Raw genomic sequence first — 23,655 nt, 5'->3', positions numbered from 1 at the left:
GATTTGAACATTGAATTTTATGAATAGTTTTTCGGCTGTCATTATCCGTTGGTTTCGTGAGTATGGTAGGGATTTGCCTTGGCGCGAAACCAAGGATCCTTATGCCATCTGGCTGAGCGAAATCATCCTTCAGCAAACCCGCATCGCACAGGGGTGGGAATATTGGGAGCGGTTCATGAAGACCTATCCCAAGGTTGAAGACTTGGCTGCTGCCAGCGAGGATGATGTCTTGAAACTCTGGCAGGGCTTGGGGTATTACTCGCGAGCCCGCAACCTTCATACTGCTGCCAGACAGATAGTGGAGCTCGGTCATTTCCCAGATACACTTGAAGGTATCAAAGCCCTGAAGGGGGTGGGCGATTATACTGCAGCAGCCATCGGTTCTTTCGCTTTCGATATTCCGGCGGCAGTAGTAGATGGCAATGTGTATCGGGTTCTTTCACGTTACTTCGGAATAGATACTCCTATCAACTCAACGCAGGGGAAAAAGGAGTTTGCTGTGTTGGCGCAATCACTTTTGCCTGCTTCTGATGCTGCATCTTATAATCAGGGCATGATGGATTTCGGAGCTATTCAGTGCACTCCTCAATCTCCGAAGTGTCTTGTCTGTCCGCTTGCTGAAACCTGTGAGGCTTTGAGAACAGGAAGGGTAGAGGAGTTGCCGGTGAAGAACAAGACACTGAAGGTGAAAACGCGCCATCTCTCCTATATATATATAAGGTGTAAAGGTGATGTGGCTATCCACCGTCGCGGTGAGGGTGATATCTGGCAAGGATTGTGGGAACCATATAACGCATCAGATGTTCCGCAACTGCCTGCCTTTGTCCATAATCCTCTTCTCCTGGCTAAGGATGTGAAGCATGTACTTACCCATCGCATCCTCCTTGCCGACTTCTATCTGCAGGAAACAGAAACCCGCCCCCTGCTCCCTGATGATTATATCTGGGTGAAAGAGGACGAGATAGGACAGTATGGTGTTCCTAGATTGATAGAAATCTTGTTGGAAATGGTTCAAGCTAAATCATAAAAAAAGAGGGTGTGTCATAAGGCCATGACACACCCTCTCTTATTTATATATCTTCTGTTAGATATTTCGTCTCAAGCAAGAATTAGTAATTCTGTGCTTCAATCTGGAAGTAGCTCTGTGGGTGGTTGCAGACTGGGCAAACCTCAGGAGCCTTCTTGCCTACTACGATATGTCCGCAGTTAGAGCACTGCCAGATGCAGTCGCCGTCACGAGAGAAGACGAGCTTGTCCTGTACGTTCTTCAAGAGCTTGCGATAACGCTCCTCATGGTGCTTCTCGATTTCAGCAACCATCTCAAACTTAGCTGCAATCTCTTCGAAACCTTCTTCGTGAGCCTCCTTTGCCATGCGTGGATACATGTCAGTCCATTCATCGTGCTCACCATTGGCAGCAGCCTCCAGGTTCTTCTCGGTATCCTGGATAGCACCGCCCTCCAGATACTTGAACCACAACTTAGCATGCTCCTTCTCGTTGGCAGCTGTCTCCTCAAAGATGTTGGCTATCTGTACAAAACCGTCCTTCTTTGCCTTGCTTGCAAAATAGGTATATTTGTTACGAGCCTGTGACTCACCAGCGAAAGCCTCCTGGAGGTTCTTCTCTGTCTTTGTTCCTTTTAATTCCTTCATAATGTATTCTTTTTATAATGTTAAAATGTTCTTTATTAAATTCTTTTACAAAGATATTGAAAATATTTCAAATATACAAATAAATTAAGAACTATTTAACTTTTTGGCGCTTATTTAAATAAAATAAAGCAAAACCGAGCATGGCAACACCGAAGATCCACGAGATAATGGCACTCGTTACCATACCCAGCGTATGAGTGAATCCCGCTACAACGAAGGTGAGGAAACTCACAAAGGCTACAGTCAGGGCGTAAGGCAACTGTGATGATACATGATGCACATGCTTGCATTCCGCTCCCGCACTCGCCATGATGGTAGTATCGCTGATAGGAGAGATATGGTCGCCACATACCGCTCCTGCCATACATGCCGAGATAGAGATGATGCGCAAAGGATCTGCACCAGGGAATACGGCGATGCAGATAGGAATCAGAATACCGAAGGTTCCCCATGAGGTGCCTGTTGCAAATGCTAGGAAGCCTGCTACCAGGAAGATGATGCCCGGAAGAAGCATCTGAAGTTCTGATGCACTGCTCGCTACAACCGATGATACATATTCTGCCGCACCCAGCGAGTCGGTCATACTCTTCAGAGTCCATGCCAAAGTAAGAATCAGAATGGCTGGTACCATCGCCTCAAACCCCTTGATGAGACTACTCATCGCTTCATCGAAAGGCAAGGTCTTGCGAATGGTAAACATCATGATGGTAAGAATCAGGGCTGCCAAAGAACCGATTACCAGACCCACAGAGGCATTGCTCGCTGCAAAGGAATCTACAAAGTTGAGATAGTTGGTATTATCGGCATCGAAGAATCCGCCCGAATATACCATGCCCGCCATGCAGAAGATAATCAGCATGATGATTGGAATCACCAGGTCGCTCACGGTTCCCTTGTTCTTGGAATCCTCTTCCTGTTTGGCTCCCACACCGTGCTCAACAATCTGCAGTTTGGTATCGCTCACTTCATCGAGTTTTCCGCCATTGGTTCGCTCGTACCATTCCTTCAGTCTTGCATCATACTTGCTCATCGCCTTGAAGTCGAAGCCCAGTATCACGATGCCAAACATAAAGAGGATGGTAAAGAAAGCGTAGAAATTAAAAGGTATCGCCTTGCAGAAAAGCGCCAGTCCGTTCTCTCCGCCCGATACGAAGCCCGATACCGCAGCTGCCCAACTCGAGATAGGGGAGATGATGCAGACCGGAGCGGCTGTAGAATCGATGAGATAAGCCAGCTTCTCCTTGGTGACACCATTGCGCACAGCGATAGGACGCATTACCGAACCCACCGTAAGGCAGTTGAAGTAATCGTCGATGAATATCAGAATGCCGAGCAGGATGGTAGCAATCTGTACGCCAACCTTCGAGTGTACGTGCTTGGAAGCCCAACGGCCGAAAGCTGCCGAACCACCCGCCTTGTTCATCAATGAAACGATGCTGCCTAATACCACCAGGAATACTAGAATGCCCACGTTCCATGGGTCGGAAAGGCAATGTATCAAACCGTATGCCTTGGCATCATCGCCTTCACCTACAGTGTGGTTTGTCAGGTGAACGAGGAATCCGTCGAAACCTGTTCCCATCGAAATGCAATATTGAACGGCACCCAGTATGATACCGATAAAAAGAGAAGAATAGACCTCTTTCGTCTTCAGCGCCAGAGCGATGGCGACGATAGGAGGCAGTAACGACCATGCGGTCCCAATCATGTTGTAATCCATTTTATTGTTTTTTGGCAAAGGTAGTTTTTTTCGGTAATATATGCAAGCTTTTGGGCAGAAAAAATGGTGCTTATGGGTTGATATGGGCTATTTTAGCATATTTTATCATTATAAAGTGTCGTTTTTCTATATTTTTATTGTATCTTTGAAAACTCAAATTGCAACTCAATCTGAGATAGAAAGGTAACTCAATTTTAACAACTTAATAATGGAGGACTAATTATGAACATCAATTCTGGTATTAAGCAAGCCGTGATTTTAACCATCGGCATCATCATGCTTGGATTTTGTATCAAGTCGGGACTTGAAAGTGTGATTAGTAAAGACCGAAAGGTTGTAGTGAAAGGCCTTGCCGAAAAGGAGGTGGAGGCTGATAAGGTGACGTGGCCTATCGTTTCCAAGGAAATAGGCAATGACCTGCCTGAACTCTATCAAAAAATCAATGCCACCACGAGAACCATCAGAAACTTCCTGGTGGAGAATGGCGTTAAGGCTAATGAAATCAATGTGAATGCGCCTGTGGTCATCGACCTCAATGCTGAACGATATGGCGAAAACCGCCAGGGGTATCGTTATAACATTACTTCCATCATCACGGTTACATCGAAGAATGTGAAACTGGTCCGCAGTATCATTGCCCGTCAGGGTGATCTGCTTCAGAAAGGTGTTGCCATTGTGGATGGTGGTTACGAGAATCCGGTGAAGTATGAGTATGTTGCCTTCCGGCAGATGAAACCTAAAATGATGCAGGAAGCGATAGAAAATGCTGAGCAGACTGCTACCCAGTTTGCTGAGAACAGCAAGAGCAAGATTGATAAAATCATGAATGCCGACCAGGGTCAGTTCTCTATCGAAGACCGCGATTCCAACACTCCATATATTAAAAAGGTAAGGGTTGTTACTACCGTTACTTATTCTTTGAAGGATTAGGAGTAGTGATTAGTGAGTAATGATTATTTATTAGTGATTAATTGTAATAAGAGGGCGTGTTATAGACTAATGGCACACTCTATCATATTAAAGCAACGAAAAAACTATGAAGAAAATTATATTAGCAGTTGTTTTATTTCTACCATTTCTTGTTTCTTGTTCTCAGAACAGGAAAGCACCTGCTGTTTCTTCTCAAACGGCTGAAGAGAAGTCTGAGAAAACTGAAACTGCCAAGGTGCAATATCTTACCACATCTGATTTCAGAAAAAAGATTATGGATTACGAGGCTCATCCGGATGAATGGGTATTCGCCGGTTCCCGTCCTGCCGTCATCGATTTCTATACCACCTGGTGTGGTCCTTGCAAGATGATGGCTCCTGTAGTAGAATCTCTCGCCGAGAAATATGCCGGCAAGATAGATTTCTATAAGGTTGATATCGACCAGGAGTCCGAACTTGCTTCTGTTTTCGGTATCAGCAGCATCCCTACCTTCCTCTTCATCCCCGTGAAAGGCAAACCATCAGTGCAGATGGGTGCTATGCAAAAGGAGGATTTCGAAGAACTGATTGGTAAAATTAAAACAAAATGACAATTTGGTAGCATCTCAAATTTCCATGCCTCTCCTTACCTATATGTAGGTATTTTCGGGCGAATACCTACTTTTGATGATGCCCGAAATTTGGAGATTTGTCAGATAATACCTAAATTTGCACTCGGAAAAAATGTTTTATTTAATTAAAAGTATTATAGTATTATGATTATTGAAAATGTTCATGCAAGAGAAATCTTGGATTCTCGTGGCAATCCTACAGTAGAGGTTGAAGTTTCATTGAAGTCAGGTGTCGTAGGTCGTGCATCGGTTCCTTCTGGTGCATCAACTGGCGAGAACGAGGCTTTGGAACTTCGTGATGGCGACAAGAACCGCTATGGCGGCAAGGGTGTCTTGAAGGCCGTGGAGAATGTGAATCAGGTGATTGCTCCGGCTTTGGTAGGTTTTTCTGCCTTGGAGCAGCGTGCCATCGATTATAAGATGTTGGAACTCGACGGTACCAAGACCAAGTCTAATCTGGGTGCCAATGCCATCCTCGGTGTTTCTCTGGCTGTGGCTCATGCTGCTGCTGAGTACCTCCACATCCCATTGTATCGCTACATTGGCGGTTGCAATACTTATACCCTTCCTGTTCCTATGATGAACATCATCAATGGTGGTGCTCACTCTGACGCGCCTATCGCCTTCCAGGAGTTCATGATTCGTCCTGTGGGTGCTCCTTCCGAGAAGGAGGCTATCCGTATGGGTGCAGAGGTGTTCCATGCCTTGGCTAAGCTCTTGAAGAGCCGTGGTCTTTCTACTGCCGTAGGTGATGAGGGTGGTTTTGCTCCTGCACTCGATGGTATCGAGGATGCGCTTGAGAGCATTTGCCAGGCTATCAAGGATGCAGGTTATGAGCCAGGAAAGGATGTGAAGATTGCCATGGACTGTGCTGCCAGCGAGTTTGCCGTTCAGGAGAATGGTGAGTGGTTCTACGATTACCGCCAGTTGAAGGATGGCAAGAAGAAGGATCCTAATGGTAAGAAACTGACTGCTGCTGAGCAGATTAAGTTCCTGGAGAAACTGATTACCAAATATCCTATCGATTCTATCGAGGATGGTCTTGATGAGAACGATTGGGACAACTGGGTGAAGTTGACCGCTGCCATCGGCGACCGTTGCCAGTTGGTAGGTGACGACCTCTTTGTAACCAACGTGAAGTTCCTGGAGAAGGGTATCAAGATGGGTGCAGCCAACTCTATCCTCATCAAGGTGAACCAGATTGGTTCTCTCACTGAGACACTGGATGCTATTGAGATGGCTCACCGTCATGGTTACACCACCGTTACTTCCCATCGTTCTGGTGAAACCGAGGATACAACAATTGCTGATATTGCCGTAGCAACTAACTCCGGTCAGATTAAGACGGGTTCTATGAGTCGTACCGACCGTATGGCTAAGTACAACCAGCTTATCCGCATCGAAGAGCAGTTGGGCAATAGCGCAGTTTACGGTTATAAGAAGTTGAAATAGGAATGATGATATGAAATTGGAAAATACCAATTTCACCATGACATACACATTTTATAAAAATAGAATAGATCAGATACGAAATAGATGGGCATGGATGACCGTGAGGGTTGTCCATGCTTTTTTATCTTCTATGATGTATCTGCATCTTCATGTATTTAACTGGATAACTTCGATATATTTTATTGATTATGACAAACGTATTGATTAGTGCTGCCGGACTTTGTGGTGCCACCATTATTGGTGCTATTCTGGGTTTCTTCGTCAAGGAGTTGCCTCATAAATGGAACGATGCCGTATTGGGATATTGTGCCGGAATCATGCTGGCAGCTTCCACGTTGGGACTGATAGTGCCAGCCTTCGAACAGACCAGTCTTTGGTGGCTGGTAGTAATCGGCGTGATGGCAGGAGCCTTGTTTCTGAATGTGCTAGATCTGGTAACTCCCCATCTTCATCATATCACGGGACTCGATCCCGAGGAGCATCGCAACAATGCCAGGCTCAGTCATGTGATGCTTTTTGTGATGGCAATCGCCCTGCACAAACTGCCCGAGGGCATGGCAGCAGGAGTGAGCGTCTGCTCAGCAGAAGGCGCAACGGAGTGGGGTGTTTCCTTCGGCATCGCCCTGCAGAATATCCCCGAGGGAATGGTTATCATCGCTCCTTTGATGATGGCTGGTGTTTCTGCAGCCCGTACCTTCTTCATTTCCATCTTCATCGCCCTGCTCGAAGTGGTAGGCATTCTGTTGGGTTTCGGTTTGGGCTCAGCCTCTACCACCTTCCTCCCCGTGATGCTGGGTTTTGCCGGTGGTGCCATGCTTTATGTAACGAGCGATGAGATGATTCCAGAAACCCATGCCCATGGTTTTCAGAAGCAAGCCACCTATGCTCTTCTCCTGGGTTTCATCACCTTTGTGCTGATGGAGAAATATGTGTAATCAGAATCTGATACCGAGGCAGGTAGTATTTCCTAAATACAGAGTGTACTTAGGTGTAGGCTTTTTTTGTGAAAAAAAGCGGAGCGTGATTTCACAACCACACTCCGCGCAAACTTAAACAACCAATAAAAGAAATAGATTGATCGTTCAATTGTTATATCTGATGAAGAGTAGCTCTTGTTAGAGCTTTGTTTTTTTTATCTGTCAGAAAAATATGTCTTATCTATTTTGAAGACATTGCTGATTAGCGGATGAACAGGAGTTCACGATACTTAGGCAAGGTCCAGAGCTCATCGGCTACTGTCAACTCCAACTTGTCAATCTGATAACGGATTTCCTCCATCTTTGGAGCTACTGTGTCATGATAAGCAATTGCCTTATCGTGTTCGTTCTCAATCTTGTTGGCTACCTTGCGGGCATTTACCAACTCCTCAACACCGGTCTCGATAATCTGAGTGCGCTCGGCAATCTTCTTGATGATATTGATGTTGCGGGCAGTCAACTTCTTGCCTTCCTCGTCACCGAAGATGTCAATCATGTTCTCCACATTCTTAGCCAACTGGCTCTGATAGTGAGTAGCCACTGGGATGATGTGGTTCATGCTCAAATCGCCCATTACACGAGCCTCAATCTGAATCTTCTTGGTGTAGGTCTCCCATTTCACCTCGTTACGGGCTTCCAACTCGTTCTTCTTCATGACGCCCATATCCTCGAACATCTTGATAGATGCAGGGTCGAGATAACGCTCGAAAATCTTTGGACAGCTCTTCTCGCAGTCCAGACCACGCTTAGCTGCTTCCTCTACCCATTCATCTGAGTAACCATTACCATCGAAACGGATTGGCTTGCAGGTCTTCAAATCCTGGCGAACGATATCGATGATGGCAGAAGTCTTGTCCTCACCCTTGGCAATCAACTCATCCACACGCTTCTTGAAGTTGGTCAAAGCCTCAGCTACAGCTGTGTTCAATACGATCATTGCTGATGCACAGTTAGCCTCAGAACCTACGGCACGGAACTCGAAACGGTTACCGGTGAAGGCGAATGGAGAAGTACGGTTACGGTCGGTGTTATCAATCATCAACTCTGGAATCTCAGGGATATCCAACTTCATGCCCTGCTTGCCAGCCACGGTGAAGAGATCCTTCTTGTCGGCTTTCTCAATGTGCTCGAGAAGGTCGGTCAACTGCTTGCCGAGGAATGAAGAGATGATTGCTGGAGGTGCCTCGTTGGCGCCCAGACGATGCGCATTGGTTGCACTCATGATAGATGCCTTGAGCAAACCATTGTGCTTGTATACACCCATCAAAGTCTCTGTGATGAAGACTACGAAACGGAGGTTATCCTCTGGTGTCTTGCCAGGACCATGAAGCAGAATGCCTGTATCTGTAGCGAGACTCCAGTTGTTGTGCTTACCGGAACCGTTGATGCCTGCGAATGGCTTCTCATGGAGAAGTACGCGGAAACCGTGATGGCGAGCCACCTTCTTCATCAAGCTCATCAGGAGCATGTTGTGGTCAACGGCAAGGTTGGTCTCCTCGAAGATAGGTGCCAACTCAAACTGGTTTGGTGCTACCTCGTTATGGCGTGTCTTGCAAGGAATACCGAGTTCGAGAGCCTGGATTTCCAAATCCTTCATGAAAGCCTGAACACGCTCTGGGATGGCGCCGAAGTAGTGGTCGTCCATCTGCTGGTTCTTGGCAGAATCGTGACCCATCAGGGTGCGACCTGTCAGCATCAGGTCAGGACGTGCAGCATACAAGCTTTCATCTACCAGGAAGTACTCCTGCTCCCAACCGAGATTGGAAATAACTTTCTTGACATCAGGGTTGAAGTAGTGGCAAACCTCTGTAGCTGCTACGTTTACAGCGTGCAATGAACGGAGCAATGGAGCTTTATAGTCGAGAGCCTCACCTGTATAAGAGATGAAGACAGTAGGGATACAGAGTGTATCATCGATGATGAATACAGGCGATGTTGGATCCCATGCTGAATAACCGCGTGCCTCGAAGGTTGAGCGGATACCGCCAGATGGGAAAGATGATGCATCAGGCTCCTGCTGAACGAGCAACTTGCCTGAAAATTCCTCGATCATACCACCCTTGCCATCATGCTCGATGAAGGCATCGTGCTTCTCGGCAGTACCTTCTGTCAGTGGCTGGAACCAGTGGGTGTAGTGTGTTACGCCATTCTCGTCAGCCCACTGCTTGATGCCTTTGGCTACGGCGTTGGCGATGTTACGGTCGAGACGTGCTCCGTTGTCGATGACATCTACCAGTTTCTCATAGACATCTGCAGGGAGATACTTGTACATCTTCTGTCGGTTGAATACCTTCTTTCCGAAGAATTCACTTGGTCGCTCGCTAGGAGCGGTTACCTCAACAGGCTTTCTCTTGGAAGCCTCTGAAACAGCTTCAAATCTTAAGTTGCTCATACCTTATATTTTTAAATGTTTAATGTTCAATGTTAAGTGTTGAATTATTTTCCCAGCCACTTGGCAATTCTCTCCATGGCTTCCTTGCAGTCCTCATGCTCGCCGAAAGCGGTGAGTCGGATGTAGCCTTCGCCCGATGGACCGAAGCCGACACCTGGAGTGCAGACTACGCTGGCACCATAAAGCATCTCTTCGAAGAATTTCCAGCTAGGTGTATTGTTTGGCGTCTTCACCCAGAGATAAGGTGCATTCTCGCCGCCATATACTCTCAAGCCGAGTTTCTGGAGTTCTGCTCTCATGAAGTGGGCATTCTCCATATAGTAATTGATGGTTGCCTTCACCTGTTCCTTACCCTCAGGGGTGTAGATGGCTTCGGCAGCACGCTGGCTGATATAGCTTGTACCATTAAACTTGGTGCACTGGCGGCGGTCCCAGATAGGATTCAATGCCACTTCCTCACCTGCCAATGTCTTTGCCTTCAACTCTTTAGGAACGATGGTGTAACCACAACGCACACCGGTGAATCCGGCAGTCTTCGAATAACTGTGGAATTCTATCGCTACCTTTCTGGCTCCACGAATCTCGTAGATAGAATGAGGAATTGATGGGTCGGTGATATATGCCTCGTAGGCTGCATCATAGAGGATGATGCTCTCGTTCTTGATAGCATAGTTTACCCATTTTCTGAGTTCTTCTTTCGAGATGACCGTACCCGTAGGGTTATTTGGATAACAGAGATAAATCATGTCCACACGGTGGTCTGGAATCTGAGGGATGAAGTCATCGCTCTCATCGCAAGGCATGTAGGTTACATTGCTCCACTTGCCGTTCTCGAAGACTCCGGCTCTACCTATCATCACGTTAGAGTCTATATAAACCGGATAAATCGGGTCGGTAACGCCGATGTTGTTATCCCATCTCAAAATCTCCTGGATATTTCCTGTATCACTCTTGGCTCCATCGTTTACGAATACCTCGTTGGCGTCAAGATGAATGCCACGTGGCAGGAAGTCGTTCTTGATGATAGCCTCTCGGAGAAAGTCGTAGCCTCGCTCCGGACCATAGCCTCTGAAAGAAGCCTGCTCAGCCATCTCGTCTACAGCCTTGTGCATCGCCTTGATGACGGCAGGGCAGAGAGGCTGGGTTACGTCACCGATGCCCAGACTGATTACACGCTGCTTTGGATGTGCAATCTTGTAGGCGTTCACCTTCTTTGCGATGTCGGCAAACAAGTAGTTGTTGGCCAACTTCAGGAAATGTTCATTAACTAATGCCATATTTTGTTTCTCCTTTTATTTACGGTCATTATCGACCATTTGTTATTTAAGTTTGCTCTTATTTATAATTCAATTTCTCCTTCGAATGAGAAGGCTGCAGGCCCTGTCATGTAAACATGATCATCAGCCTCGCTGTATTCTATCTGTAGCGTTCCGCCATCCATCACGATACTGCTTTTTCTGCCAGTACGCTTGGTAAGGGCTGCGGCTACGGCTGTGGCACAGGCTCCTGTTCCGCAAGCCATTGTTATTCCGCTTCCCCTTTCCCAAACTCGTGTTCTTATGGCGTCTGTGTCAGTTACTTGTGCAAATTCTATGTTGCATCTCTGGGGAAATGCCTTGTCTCTTTCCAGGATTTTACCATAGTGGGCGATGTCGATGGTGTCGATGTCATCCACGAAGGTAACGAAATGCGGATTACCCATGCAAACATAGGTGCCTTCAAATTTTCTGCCGTCAGCTTCGAGCACCGAAGGGCCTATGAATTGCTCGGGATTTTCAAGTTTGGGTTCCAGCATGTCTACTGTTACCGATTCCACAACTTTCTTATTATCCTGAAGATGAAGTTTCAATATCTTGATACCCGAAAGTGTTTCCAGTCGGATGGTGTCCTTTCGGGTCAATCCTTTTTCGTAAAGATACTTACCGATGCATCGGCTTGCATTGCCGCACATCATCGCTTCTGAACCATCGGCATTGAAGATGCGCATCGAATAATCTGCTCTTCTGCCGTCTTGCGGCTTTCCGATGAGAACCAGTCCATCGCTTCCTATGCCTGTATGGTAAGCACTCCAGGCAATGGCCGCCTTCTCTGGGTCAGGGATATTGTACATCTGGGTATCTACATATATATAATCGTTACCCGCTCCCTGCATCTTTGTAAAATGAACTGTTTCTTTCATCTGCGTTGTTCTTTATGTTTGAATACTCTTCTTTTATCTCTCATGTCTTATCTCTTTTGAGATTTGACTTTTTGCTAGTCTTTGAGATTTGACTTTTTGCTAGTCTTTCGAATATTTCGATGACTATTTGTTTGATTTCGGTTGCAAAGGTACGACGATTTGTTGAGATATGCAAGGAAATAAATACAGAAATCTTGATTATTTTTCACTTTCTTACAATTTGTGTTATAAAAACGCTTTCTGCCTTACAAATTGTAAGGAGAATGCGATAAGCCCGGATAAATTTAAAATATTCGATAAAAAGTAAAAGCGAAATGTTTGGTTATTCTTTAAAATACTGACAAAATGTATTAATTTTGCAGCCGAAAACGAACATAATGCAAAAGAAATGCTTAGTTTGGATAACAACCAATGAGAGTCCGTTTTCGAAAAGAGACAATCAATAGAAGTATTAACACATTATTAATTATTAAAGGATTATGAAGAAGATTGAGGCAATTATCCGCAAGTCAAGATTCGAGGATGTTAAGAAGGCACTTTTAGCAGCAGACATCGAGTGGTTCTCTTATTATAATGTAAGAGGAGAGGGAAAAATGCGCCAGGCTCGCATTTACCGTGGTGTGATGTATGATACCAGCAGCATCGAGCGTGTGCTCCTGAACATCGTGGTTCGTGACAAGAACGTGGAGCCTACCATCGCTGCCATCCAGGGCGCTGCACAGACCGGTGAAGTAGGAGATGGCCGAATCTTCGTGATTCCTGTACTCGATACGGTAAGAATCAGAACCGGCGAGCGAGGTGACATTGCATTGTATAACGCTGAGAAAGAGGAATAAAGATACTTTGAATTTTGAGGTTTGAACATTGAACTTTATGATTAGTATTGAAGTTTATATTTGAGAGGCTATATTATAATATTGTATTCTAATTTTACTATAAGATATTTTTATGAGCAGTTTATTATTGACGACACTTGATACGGGTAACACAGCGTGGATGATCATGGCAACCATCTTGGTGCTTTTGATGTCAATCCCGGGTATAGCACTTTTTTATGGTGGTTTGGTGCGCCAGAAGAATATTCTCAGCATCCTGATGCAGACGGTATTCATCGTGGCAGTAGTCAGTCTGATATGGGTAGCCTTCGGTTATTCCTGGGCATTCTCTACAGAATATGCCGATTCGGGCAATCCTCTGGCTTGCGTCATCGGTGGTTTCGATAAATGTTTCCTCCACGGCATCGGCTTGGCTGCCATCATGCCTACAGGCATTCCGGAACTCACCTTTGCAATGTTCCAGTGCATGTTCGCCCTGATTACTCCAGCCTTGATTCTCGGTGCCTTTGCCGAGCGTGTGAAGTTCAGCGGTTATGTACTTTTCACCATCCTTTGGGTTATCATCGCTTATCTTCCAATGGCCCACTGGGTATGGGGTGGCGGTTTCCTGCAGGAGATGGGAGCCATCGACTTTGCGGGTGGTACCGTGGTACATATCAATGCCGGTGTAGCCGCTCTGGTCATGGCACTCTGTGTAGGCAAGCGTGATGATTATCGTGCGGGTCATCCTATCACACCTCACAACATCACCTTCGTGTTTATGGGTATGTCATTCCTCTGGTTGGGATGGTTCGGTTTCAATGCCGGTAGCGGTCTGGCTGCTGATGGTCTGGCAGCCAATGCCTTCCTGGTAACTCATGTAGCCACAGCTGCAGCAGCCACCACCTGGATGCTCATCGACTGGATTGTGAACAAGAAGCCAACCACAGTAGGTGCTTGTACCGGTGCTGTTGCCGGACTGGTAGCCATCACTCCTGCAGCCGGCAGTACCGATATTTTCGGAGCTTTCTGCATCGGTATCATTTCCACCATCGTCTGCTTCTTCATGGTAGCAGTGGTGAAGGAGAAGTTCAAGTATGATGATGCTCTCGATGCCTTTGGTGTTCATGGTATGGGTGGTATTCTGGGGTCTATCCTCACCGGTGTCTTCGCCACTCAGTATGTAACAGGATCCGAAGGTGTACAGGGTGCCCTCTATGGCGACTGGCATCAGCTCTGGGTTCAGGTTGTAGCCACCGTAGTAAGCATCATCTACAGCGTAGTAGTTACCTATATTATCTTCAAGGTAGTAGATAAGAGTGTAGGTGTACGTGTTGACAAGCGAGTAGAAGAGGAAGGTCTCGACATCTACGAGCATGGTGAGAGTGCTTATAGCAACTAATTGCGAAATTCGATTATCAGCATAAAATTTAGGTCAATGGTGTTTCATTTTGAGGAATGAAACACCATTTTTTTTACGATAAATCCTCAACTTGCACAATGAAATAGCCACAACTTGCACAATGAAAATGCCTCAACTTGCACAATGAAAATGCCTCAATCTGCACAATAAAAATGCCTCAACTTGCATAATTTAACGTTTAAAATGCTAGTATTCAGTAACTTTTGGTTATCTTTGCAGCGATGTTTAAAAAATATGATTATGAAGAAATATAAGGCAAGAATAGCAGATAAAATGTTAAGTCGGAGACTTTTGGGGAGTGGCGCCGTTTTGATACAAGGTCCCAAGTGGTGTGGAAAGACGACAACTGCAGAACAGCAAGCAAAGAGCGTTGTATATATGGATGATCCTGAATACATGGAGCAGAATGTGGAACTTGCAAATCTTTCTCCCAAAAAGTTGCTTTCAGGAGAAGTGCCTCGTCTTATTGATGAATGGCAATTAGCCCCACAACTTTGGGATGCTGCTCGTTTTGAGGTTGATCATAGAGATGAACTAGGGCAATTCATCTTTACTGGTTCTGCAGTCCCTGTTGATACAAGCAAAATTCACCATTCAGGGACTGGTCGATTTGCATGGTTGACAATGAGAACAATGAGTCTTTCTGAATCTGGCGATTCTACAAATGAAGTCAGTCTTGAAGAATTGTTTGCCAATCCCGTAGCAGATGTTTTTGCAACTAATCCTCTCAATATTGATTCTTTGGCATGGTTGATATGTCGGGGTGGTTGGCCAAAGGCAACGATGGTTAGTAAGGAGGTAGCACTTGATATGGCATATAGATATTATGAAGCCGTGGTGCATTCTGACATTTCTCGTGTAGATAATGTGAGCCGTGATCCGGAAAGAGCAAAAAGAATATTGCGTTCTCTAGCAAGAAACCAATGTGCTCAGGTAACGGTAAATACTATCTGTGCTGATTTGGAGAATAATGATGTTGTAGCCACCAATCGCAATACGGTGGCTTCCTATATAGAAGCATTGAAGAAAATTTTCGTATTGGAAGATTCCTTGGCATGGAATCCAAATTTGCGAAGTAAAACGGCTATTCGCACTTCGGATACCCGATATTTTGCTGATCCTTCTATTGGTGTTGCGGCTTTAGGTATAGGTCCAAATGATTTGGTGAATGACCTCAGTACGATGGGCTTGTTCTTTGAATCAATGTGTATCAGAGACTTGCGTGTTTATGCCGATGCTATTGATGGAACAGTGTATCATTATCGTGATGGTAATGGTTTAGAGTGTGATGCCGTAGTTCATTTGCGTAATGGAAATTATGGACTGATAGAAGTTAAATTGGGTGGTGAGAAGAACATCGAAGAAGGAGCAAAGAATCTAAAGCTCTTGGCTTCTAAAATCGATGATACGAAAATGAAATACCCATCTTTCCTTATGGTTCTAACAGGTACATCTCGTTATGCAGTTCGCAGGGACGATGGCGTCTATGTTGTGCCAATTGGTTGTTTGAAAGATTAATCAAAATACAGAATCTTTGTACTCTAGCACCTTGACTGTATGTTTAGTACGGTCGAGGTGCTATCTTTATATAATAAGGTGTAAACCGTTTTTTTACTGTAATCTCCTGATTCTTCTCCTGTAACTACTCAGCACCCCTATAGAAGTAACTACTCATGCTCTGGGGGGCTGAGAAGTTACCGCTCATCTCTCAAATGTTAAAAAGCGGTCGCAAATCAAAGATTTACAGTGCTTTCTTCTTTTGTCTCGGTAAGTTTCGTTATCTTTGTGGTCAAAATATGACAGTTCTTACCAAAGAATGTCTATTGGTATTCATCTAACCTCTGAACAATAACATTGGAAGATAACACCACACAGCCAATAACGGCTGATGCTTCATTGTATAATGGGCAGCCTATAGACATAGTCTTGAATGTCTTCCTTTTCTGATAATGTCAGAGAAAAGAGGATTTTTGTGATGTAAATATATCTAAAATAAAACAATTATGCAGATGATTATTACAAGAAAAGATGCAGAAGCAAAACTGAAGAAAATATTTAACATAGAGCATTTCTATGATGAACAGTGGAAGGCAGTCGAGCGAATTCTTCGAGGAGAACGAATCCTAATGATAGAACGTACAGGATTCGGTAAATCTTTGTGTTACCAGTTCCCTGCCACAGTATTTGATGGGGTTACGGTTATATTTTCTCCTCTGATAGCTCTAATGCGTGACCAAGTCAGAGGATTGGTGAAAAAAGGCATTCCAGCAGCTTATATTAATTCTGAACAGTCACATGAGGAAAATCAAGAAACTATTCGACGGGCTAAAAACAATGAAATAAAGATATTATATATAGCCCCTGAAAGGCAGGAGAATGATGAATGGATAGAAGCAACTCGCCACATAAAACTTTCAATGATTGTAATTGATGAGGCACACACTATTTCTGTTTGGGGACATGATTTTAGACCATCGTTCCGTAGGATTATTAACCTGGTACAGGTTCTTCCGAAGAATTTGCCGGTCCTTGCTACTACTGCTGCCGCAACTGAAAGGGTTCAACATGACATTGAACAGCAGATAGGAGGGCAATTGACAACAATAAGAGGAAGCCTTGTGCGACCGAACTTTGCACTGCAAGTAATAAAAGTGCTGTCTGAAGATGAAAAAATGATATGGCTGGCTCAGAACATTGACAAATTAGATGGTACAGGTTTGATATATACAGGTACACGTGTAGATACTGAAAATTATGCAAAATGGCTTCAATTCATCGGAGTCAAAGCTATAGATTATAATGCAGGTCTTGATGCAGATACAAGAAAGTCCATAGAAAGTGGTCTAATGCATAACAAATGGAAGTGTGTGGTATCAACCAATGCTTTAGGTATGGGAATAGATAAACCTGACATTCGTTTTATCATACATACTCAAATACCAATATCACCTATTCACTACTATCAAGAGATAGGGCGTGCTGGACGTGACGGAAAACCTACACGTATAATATTGTTTTACAATGAAAGTAAAGATAATAGAAGAAATGTGCCTACAGACATGATTCTTCCTAATTCATTCATAGATGGTGCTCGTCCGTCAATAAAAAAATATCAAAAGGTCATAGAATTATTAAAAGAAGAACCACTGTCTGAGAAAGAAATCTTAAAAATGGCTAATCTCAAGCAAACTCAAGCAAAAGTGATTAAGGCAGATTTGATAGAACAAGGAATCATCAAGGAGGTTGTCTATGGCAAAACAAAGAAATATGAATACCAATATAATGCCCCCGTTCTAAATACGGAATACTTTGAGGAGCAAAGAGAAGCAAAGCTGAAGGAACTTCGTTCTATGGAACAGTATATATACACTGATATGCCAAGAATGAAATACCTATGCAAATTTCTGGATAGTAACGAGCAAATGGATTATAAAAATTGCGACAATACAAATTTAGAGAAAATTCACGTAGTTATGTCACCAGAGCTAACGAAGAAACTTGAGGATTTTAGAAATACATTTTTCCCAATTTTGGAACTTGCTTCGTGGACTACGAAAAAATGCGGTTTTAGGGTCTGTATTACTTCTCCTTACGAGATATTGATAGAGAAAACGATAAAGGACACAAATAATGGGATTATAAAACGATATGTGAATGAATATAAAAATAGTATTAGAACATCTGATTATACCAGTGAAGAAGTAGAAATAATAAAAGAGCATCTAAGAAAAGCATCACATATGGTGAATGGTTATGCAGCATCTTATTATGGAACTTCTAATATAGGAGCAGCTATACATCGAAGTAAATATGAAAATGGAGGAGATTTTCCTGATTTCCTATTAAATAAGACTTTGTCTATGTTTGGAAAGAAATTCAGAGATATTAAATTCGATTTAGTGTTATACTTGCCCCCAACAAAATCTGGAGATCTTGTAAAAAACTTTGCAATGAAGTTTGCACGTGTAATAAATGTGCCTATAAGTCATGCTCTGAAAAAGGTGCGTGTAACACAAGAACAGAAAATGTTTGAAAATTCATATAGCAAACATGAAAATGTATTGGGCGCATTTGACATAGAAGATGATATAGTCAAAGGTAAAACAATACTTTTGATAGATGATATATACGATAGTGGCGCAACATTAAAAGAAGTAGGAAGTATATTAACACAAAAAGGAGCAAAATATATTGTTCCTATTGTTATTGCAAAAACTGTAGGAGGTACATTATGAACAAACAAGAATTGACATATTGGATAACGCTTGCATTGATTCCTAAGATGTGGACAAAGCGTAAAAATGAGATATATGTAAACTGTTTTCAACACGTTCCACAAATATCTATAATAGATTTGTTTGAAGATTCTTCAAATTGGGACATTGTTGGACTGAATGAAACTGAGAAAATTCAGTTTGAAGAAGCGAGGCTTCAATTGGCAAATAATTCCTTCCTTGTGGAAGACCTGATGTCTCAAGGGTATGACATTTTGCCAGTAACTCACGAGGAGTATCCTAAACTGCTGAAAAAAAATCTAAAGTTTAATGCTCCTACAGTCATTTATACAAAGGGAAACAAATCGTTGTTGAAGGAAGAGACTATTGCTATTGTAGGCTCACGAAGTGCCAGTGAAAAATCTTTAGCTTTCACAGAAAATATAGCAAGGAAAGCCGTGGATGAGGACAAGGTTGTTGTTAGCGGTTTTGCAAAAGGAGTGGATCGTCAAGCTTTAGAATCAGCAGTTAATGCTAATGGAAAGAGTATTATCGTACTTCCACAGGGTATCATGACTTTTAACTCTGGGTTCAAACAATATCTAAAATATATTATTCAAGGACGCATACTGGTAATGAGCACTTTTGCCCCTAAGGCACCATGGTCGGTAGAATTTGCCATGGCACGTAATCCTATTATATATGGTATGGCATCAGAGATTTTTGTAGCTCAAAGTGATGATAAAGGAGGTACTTGGGCTGGTGTGCTTGATGGTCTAAGAAAGAACCGTCCCATCTATGTCAGATATCCCGACGGCAAAGAGAAAAATGCGAATCGGCTCATTATTCAAAGGGGAGCATCTGCTGTGGATATATTTGGCAAGGTTTTAACCCTTAGCCATAATGATCAAAAAACTCCTGAACAGTTAGAAAAAGACGCACTGGATTCAAATATAATTTCTGTACTAAAAAATGTAGAAATGATTTCCGCAAAAGAAATAATCAGCAGATTACACATAGATTGGAGAGATGACAAAATGAAACGCTATCTTGAGAAAATGTCTCAAGTGGAAAAAAAGAAGATAAAAAATAGAATTTATTACAAATTGAAAGGTAATATGCAACGAGAACTGTTTTGATGGCTCTTAATAGACTTTTTCATGAATATCATATAGAGCAAGGACATTATGCTGGAACACGAACTACAACAATATCTCCTTCGTGAATATCCGCAGGAGAATGCACGATGTGAATGGAAAGAGTTTAAGAACTTGAAGAACTCTTTCTGCGTGACGAGAAAGACGATGTCATCTCGTATGTGTCTGCCATTGCCAATATGGAGGGTGGATACTTGGTGACTGGTGTAAAGGACAAGACACTTGAAATAGTTGGGACGGACATTTCAAGGCTTACATTCAATGGACAGCCTTCCAATACGCAGTCGGCTACGTTCAAACTTACAGAACAATGCACTTACCTGTCGTCAGAAGGGCTGTCTATAGAAGAATTCGTTACGGATGACACCCATAAAACGGTGTGGGTTATCCATATTCCGAAGCATCTGTTACGCCGCACCGTCTTGGTCCATAAGAAGGTATGCCAACGGATTGAGGATTCTTTGGTTGAGTTGACGCAAGAAAAAATGATCTCTTTACGTGAATCAAGCAAGCTGACAGCCTACACAAAAGATGGTCGGTATATGATAGACATCAAGGAACTATATGGTGAATCTCTCGCCGCATCCATCATCGCCGCCAGGGATTACGGCATTATTACCACGGAATATAAACGTGCATGGTATGTCGAACATATGGAGCCTAATCCACGAGAAATCGGTAGTGGTCACTATGCATTTCCTGAGACATTGGGAAGGGAGAAGAGAGTCAATTCAATCATCAAAAGCATGGAGGAATAGAATATGCAGAATGAAAGTCAAAATATAGAATATAAGGAATCATGGGGACGTGGTTTCAAGAAGATTGCCGAGGAGTTTGAACGGGCCAGCTTGCCATTGCCAACGATAGAAGAAAATGGAGGTGGCGTGATGGCGATTGTTCAGCGCAAGACGATAGACGAAGTTATCGCAGAGCGTGGCGGGGATGTCGGTGTAAATGTCGGAGACGTGTCGGAGATTAAACTGTCTGATAGACAGCAAATTATTGTTTCAATAATAAGGTCTAATCCAACAGTTTCTGCGAAACAAATGTCGGAGACTTTGTCGGTGACTTCGAGAACGATAGAAAGAGATTTGGCGGTAATGCAAAAAGCGGGTTTCATAAGGCACGAAGGTAAAGATAATGCCGGTGTTTGGGTGATACTTGAACAAGGAAATACTTATTCTTAATAGTGTTAGATATGAAGCAGAATAATAATGAACAAATCGTCTTCGATATGTTCGAAGAGGTTGCAACCGAAAGCATCGCTGAGGCTCGGAATGCATACACCTATGAAGAAATTGATGGGTGCTATCAGGAGGCGAAGGGAATTGCTGATCATGCAAGGAAGAACTTGCTGGAGAAAATGGGAGGTACATAAAACCTATACTCCCACTGAAGCGGGAGTATAGGTTTTACCCTACAGCAATTACTGCCTTGTAGTGATAAATCTTATTATATGATAAAGATATAGCTGTAGTTCCGTTGAGAAATTGATGGTTGTGCAAGCGGATTGCCTTTCAATATTATTAATATAGCTTTGTATGTACTGCCTAGATAAATCTTTTCTTGCAGGGAATGTTAGCTCTAGAGTTTCTGATTCAATGTGATGGTTTGGCCAAGTTTAGTTCTTTGTAAAAATAAGTGATTTCTTTGCTGTAAAAAGCATCTTTTTCAGAAAAAGTTATGGCGTTTTCATATTTTTTTTTGTATATTTGCTGCGGATTTGTCGAAAGTCATTTCTGGATATTATAAAAATGATGAGAAGCCTTAGGCTTGGAATCACTTCGTTTTTAGTAAATTGATAGATTATGGTGTTATGTTATAATAAAGAAAGCGGTAAGTTGTATCATGCAAATAGTGCCCCAGCTACAGATGTGCTTTTTAATAGCTATGAAGATAAAGGTTTTAAGGAAAGTGAAAAAATCAATGTAGCAGGTACTGGTTTTTCCTTTGTTATTAAAAGCAATTTTGGTTATGGAAATGCATCTTATTTGCTGTTTAAAGCTACTTATGAATCAAATCAATTATTTGATTTTGAAACCGACTGTTGTAGTAAAAACAGTTTACCTTTTTTCTCCGTTCCTCCTACTACGGAAAATTGGGACAAACTCTTTTGTAAAATAGAAGAAGTATTTAGTCAAAGAGAAACGTGGAATGTTAATAGTTTTACAAAGTTCCTCATTTGGTTTGATTCAGAGTATTCTAATCTTAATGATGAGGAAATTGAAAAGAAACCGAATTTTATTATGGGAAAGATAATTACAGCTTTGTATGGTAGAATTCCGATAAGTTTATCTGCTAATCCTTTATTGGAACCTTATCTCATAAAGATGTGCAAGGTTGGTCTAAAAATTGTCCGTAAGAATATTACAGGTAGTGCTTTTCAAAAACTTTCTGAAGAAAATAGAAAGAAAGGAATGGATGCTATATATATGTTTTTAAAGTATAGTAATTTAGAACAATTATTCTTTGAATAACTATGGAATATAATGATTTTTTAAATACTGATATTAGCTCTATCGATTTTTTGTTAGAAGAGCGTAACATTAATGATCCGATATTCACTTATCCTATATTTGTGACCCAAAATTATTCTCAAATTTTGGAGCTTAATCCTATGTTTTATTCTAATGGTGGGTTTTATCTTATAAGGGATAAAATAATTGCGCTCGGACAGACCAATAAAGAGCAGCAACCACACTTGTATTTGAAATATTCGTCTAGGTTTTATAATGTTTATGTTGAAGATAAAAATTGTAGTTTTGTTTACACTTTTTATTCAAAATCTTCATTTGTAAAATTATATTCCTATTTTAGCGAAGAAGGAGAAGGGGTAGGCGGCATGGAATTAACAAAAGATGGAGGAGTTTTGTGTTCTAAGAGCGAAATTCTGGGAATGGCATGTGTCGAAATGAATACTTCTATAAGTCATGAGGCGATTTTTGTACTTTTACTGCGAAGCCCTCGTGTAACAAAGACGTATAGATTGTTTAAAGCGCTAGAAAGTAATGAGCTTATAACGTTGCCTTTTGAGTCTAACAATTTTAAGCATCATAGAACTATAGTTTTAGCTTACAGCTTCCTTCATGATTTAAAAAAATATTCAAGTCAAGTATCAAAGTGGATAATGATTAATAAAAAGGAATATTTTGGGTTTAGTTCTTTTGTAGAGAATAACTATGAGCATTTAGATAACGAACAAAAAGATGAGTGTACATTTTTGTATCCAGAACTATATAAAAAATTAACATATTCTGTTTCTGCACAGCAATACTTAATTGTTGAGCATGTTGTAAATCTGTCAAATTTAATTAAAGAATATGGCTTTGATGGGCTATATCGTTTTATGTCTATTATGCAAGATGAAAAAATGTTTTATCTTGTTAAACTTGTTGGAAAAAAAGTTTTTAATAATAAACAAATCGCTATTACGGCTCTGGGTAAGAAATACCAACTCCCTTTGATACTAGCTTTATTTTTTATAAATGTGCAATATCCTAATCAGCCAACAATAAAATATCCCACAGGTTTTTGGTTGTATTATCTCCTTTATAATATCAGAAAAAACAGTGATGCTGGTGAACTATCTTTTGTAAATACATTGTTGGCGTTTACATTACTAAACAATATGCCTGCATTCTCAAATGTTATGGAATTCGTAAAAAAACAGTTATGCTATATAGAAATAGGTAGTGAATATAACTATACTTCTTGGAATTTTAAAAATAATGATACTGCTGTTTTTGAATTGTTTTATTTGTTTACAAATGGATGCACTTCGCAAATGATGTATTTTTCTAAAGCGGAACAGGTAATTTGGAATAGTTCATTAGAAAATGAACTTGAGTGCGAAAAAATATTAAATTTTCTAAATAGAGACGTGAACCATTTTTACTCAGGACTTCCCCAACAAAGAGACTATTATGCTAATGCTTTATTTGAGTTTATCCAGGAAAGAATATTGAGTAAAAAATTTGATTTTAGAGCACTGCTGTCCCGTTTAGAAATCGTCGGGGTTGAAAAGGCTAGGATATAGCCAATCCTCCGTCTCTTCTGTTGGAACAGCTTTGTTAAACAAATCATTTAAAGGAGTCTTGTCCGTAAGGAATAGACCCACGTTCTTTGAAATAGTGT

General features: G+C 42.2%; 20 protein-coding genes and 1 pseudogene. 16 read left to right on the top strand and 5 right to left on the bottom strand.

Features of this window, described 5'->3' with window-relative positions; all coding sequences use genetic code 11:
• Window positions 1-19 precede the first annotated feature (19 nt).
• A complete protein-coding gene (gene mutY / locus KSW37_RS06595; RefSeq protein ID WP_217313770.1) occupies window positions 20-1,027 on the top strand; it encodes an A/G-specific adenine glycosylase in 1,008 nt (335 codons plus the stop codon).
• A gap of 82 nt (window positions 1,028-1,109) precedes the next feature.
• On the opposite strand, the gene rbr is transcribed toward mutY, so the two are convergent.
• Entirely contained in the window at window positions 1,110-1,652 is a 543-nt protein-coding gene (rbr, locus tag KSW37_RS06590) for a rubrerythrin (protein ID WP_118154528.1), read from the bottom strand.
• A 91-nt stretch (window positions 1,653-1,743) separates the two neighbouring features.
• Complete coding sequence (locus KSW37_RS06585; protein WP_217313769.1) at window positions 1,744-3,372, bottom strand: Na+/H+ antiporter NhaC family protein; 1,629 nt, start codon at window positions 3,370-3,372, stop codon at window positions 1,744-1,746.
• A gap of 222 nt (window positions 3,373-3,594) precedes the next feature.
• Between KSW37_RS06585 and KSW37_RS06580 the strand changes: the two genes are divergently transcribed.
• The 4 genes from KSW37_RS06580 (at window position 3,595) to KSW37_RS06565 (ending at window position 7,299) form a co-directional block, all read left to right on the top strand.
• Entirely contained in the window at window positions 3,595-4,302 is a 708-nt protein-coding gene (locus tag KSW37_RS06580; protein WP_118154522.1) for an SIMPL domain-containing protein, read from the top strand.
• Window positions 4,303-4,408: 106 nt separating this feature from the next.
• Window positions 4,409-4,891: a thioredoxin gene (trxA, locus tag KSW37_RS06575; RefSeq protein ID WP_217313768.1), complete on the top strand. Its 483-nt coding sequence runs from the start codon at window positions 4,409-4,411 to the stop codon at window positions 4,889-4,891.
• Between the two features lie 165 nt (window positions 4,892-5,056).
• Window positions 5,057-6,364, top strand: coding sequence for a phosphopyruvate hydratase (gene eno, locus KSW37_RS06570; protein ID WP_217313767.1), 1,308 nt, complete (start codon window positions 5,057-5,059; stop codon window positions 6,362-6,364).
• A gap of 188 nt (window positions 6,365-6,552) precedes the next feature.
• Window positions 6,553-7,299, top strand: coding sequence for a ZIP family metal transporter (locus KSW37_RS06565; RefSeq protein WP_217313766.1), 747 nt, complete (start codon window positions 6,553-6,555; stop codon window positions 7,297-7,299).
• Between the two features lie 244 nt (window positions 7,300-7,543).
• Here KSW37_RS06565 and KSW37_RS06560 read toward each other — a convergent pair whose 3' ends face one another.
• From KSW37_RS06560 to dapF, 3 genes are all read right to left on the bottom strand, one after another.
• Window positions 7,544-9,733, bottom strand: a complete 2,190-nt coding sequence (locus KSW37_RS06560; protein ID WP_203069252.1) for a glutamine synthetase III family protein — start codon at window positions 9,731-9,733, stop codon at window positions 7,544-7,546.
• A gap of 44 nt (window positions 9,734-9,777) precedes the next feature.
• Window positions 9,778-11,010 (bottom strand): LL-diaminopimelate aminotransferase, encoded by a 1,233-nt coding sequence (locus KSW37_RS06555; RefSeq protein ID WP_153073375.1) that lies wholly within the window; start codon window positions 11,008-11,010, stop codon window positions 9,778-9,780.
• Between the two features lie 62 nt (window positions 11,011-11,072).
• A complete protein-coding gene (gene dapF / locus KSW37_RS06550) occupies window positions 11,073-11,912 on the bottom strand; it encodes a diaminopimelate epimerase (protein WP_217313765.1) in 840 nt (279 codons plus the stop codon).
• A 479-nt stretch (window positions 11,913-12,391) separates the two neighbouring features.
• Between dapF and KSW37_RS06545 the strand changes: the two genes are divergently transcribed.
• The 11 genes and pseudogenes from KSW37_RS06545 (at window position 12,392) to KSW37_RS06500 (ending at window position 23,557) form a co-directional block, all read left to right on the top strand.
• Window positions 12,392-12,748 (top strand): P-II family nitrogen regulator, encoded by a 357-nt coding sequence (locus tag KSW37_RS06545; RefSeq protein WP_006849503.1) that lies wholly within the window; start codon window positions 12,392-12,394, stop codon window positions 12,746-12,748.
• A gap of 112 nt (window positions 12,749-12,860) precedes the next feature.
• The gene (locus KSW37_RS06540) at window positions 12,861-14,129 is read left to right on the top strand and encodes an ammonium transporter (protein WP_217313764.1); all 1,269 of its coding nucleotides are present in this window, start codon (window positions 12,861-12,863) and stop codon (window positions 14,127-14,129) included.
• 261 nt (window positions 14,130-14,390) lie between these two features.
• Window positions 14,391-15,668: an ATP-binding protein gene (locus tag KSW37_RS06535; RefSeq protein ID WP_217313763.1), complete on the top strand. Its 1,278-nt coding sequence runs from the start codon at window positions 14,391-14,393 to the stop codon at window positions 15,666-15,668.
• A 485-nt stretch (window positions 15,669-16,153) separates the two neighbouring features.
• Entirely contained in the window at window positions 16,154-18,385 is a 2,232-nt protein-coding gene (locus KSW37_RS06530; protein WP_217313762.1) for a RecQ family ATP-dependent DNA helicase, read from the top strand.
• Entirely contained in the window at window positions 18,382-19,503 is a 1,122-nt protein-coding gene (locus tag KSW37_RS06525; protein WP_217313761.1) for a DNA-processing protein DprA, read from the top strand. Before KSW37_RS06530 ends, KSW37_RS06525 begins: the two co-directional genes overlap by 4 nt.
• A gap of 48 nt (window positions 19,504-19,551) precedes the next feature.
• A pseudogene (locus KSW37_RS15980) lies at window positions 19,552-20,018 on the top strand (AlbA family DNA-binding domain-containing protein); the annotation flags it as partial.
• Window positions 20,007-20,279: a hypothetical protein gene (locus KSW37_RS15975; RefSeq protein ID WP_254368572.1), complete on the top strand. Its 273-nt coding sequence runs from the start codon at window positions 20,007-20,009 to the stop codon at window positions 20,277-20,279. The pseudogene KSW37_RS15980 and the gene KSW37_RS15975, both read left to right, overlap by 12 nt.
• Before the next feature lie 3 nt (window positions 20,280-20,282).
• Window positions 20,283-20,708, top strand: coding sequence for an HTH domain-containing protein (locus tag KSW37_RS06515; protein ID WP_217313760.1), 426 nt, complete (start codon window positions 20,283-20,285; stop codon window positions 20,706-20,708).
• Window positions 20,709-20,719: 11 nt separating this feature from the next.
• Window positions 20,720-20,899, top strand: coding sequence for a hypothetical protein (locus KSW37_RS06510; protein ID WP_217313759.1), 180 nt, complete (start codon window positions 20,720-20,722; stop codon window positions 20,897-20,899).
• A gap of 430 nt (window positions 20,900-21,329) precedes the next feature.
• Window positions 21,330-21,998 carry a hypothetical protein gene (locus KSW37_RS06505; protein ID WP_217313758.1) on the top strand — a complete coding sequence of 223 codons (669 nt, stop codon included), beginning with the start codon at window positions 21,330-21,332 and terminating at the stop codon, window positions 21,996-21,998.
• A gap of 2 nt (window positions 21,999-22,000) precedes the next feature.
• The gene (locus tag KSW37_RS06500) at window positions 22,001-23,557 is read left to right on the top strand and encodes a hypothetical protein (RefSeq protein ID WP_217313757.1); all 1,557 of its coding nucleotides are present in this window, start codon (window positions 22,001-22,003) and stop codon (window positions 23,555-23,557) included.
• Window positions 23,558-23,655 lie beyond the last annotated feature (98 nt).

Source organism: Segatella copri, from assembly GCF_019127135.1.
Taxonomy (GTDB): domain Bacteria; phylum Bacteroidota; class Bacteroidia; order Bacteroidales; family Bacteroidaceae; genus Prevotella.
This window is presented reverse-complemented; position numbering and strand designations above follow the sequence as displayed.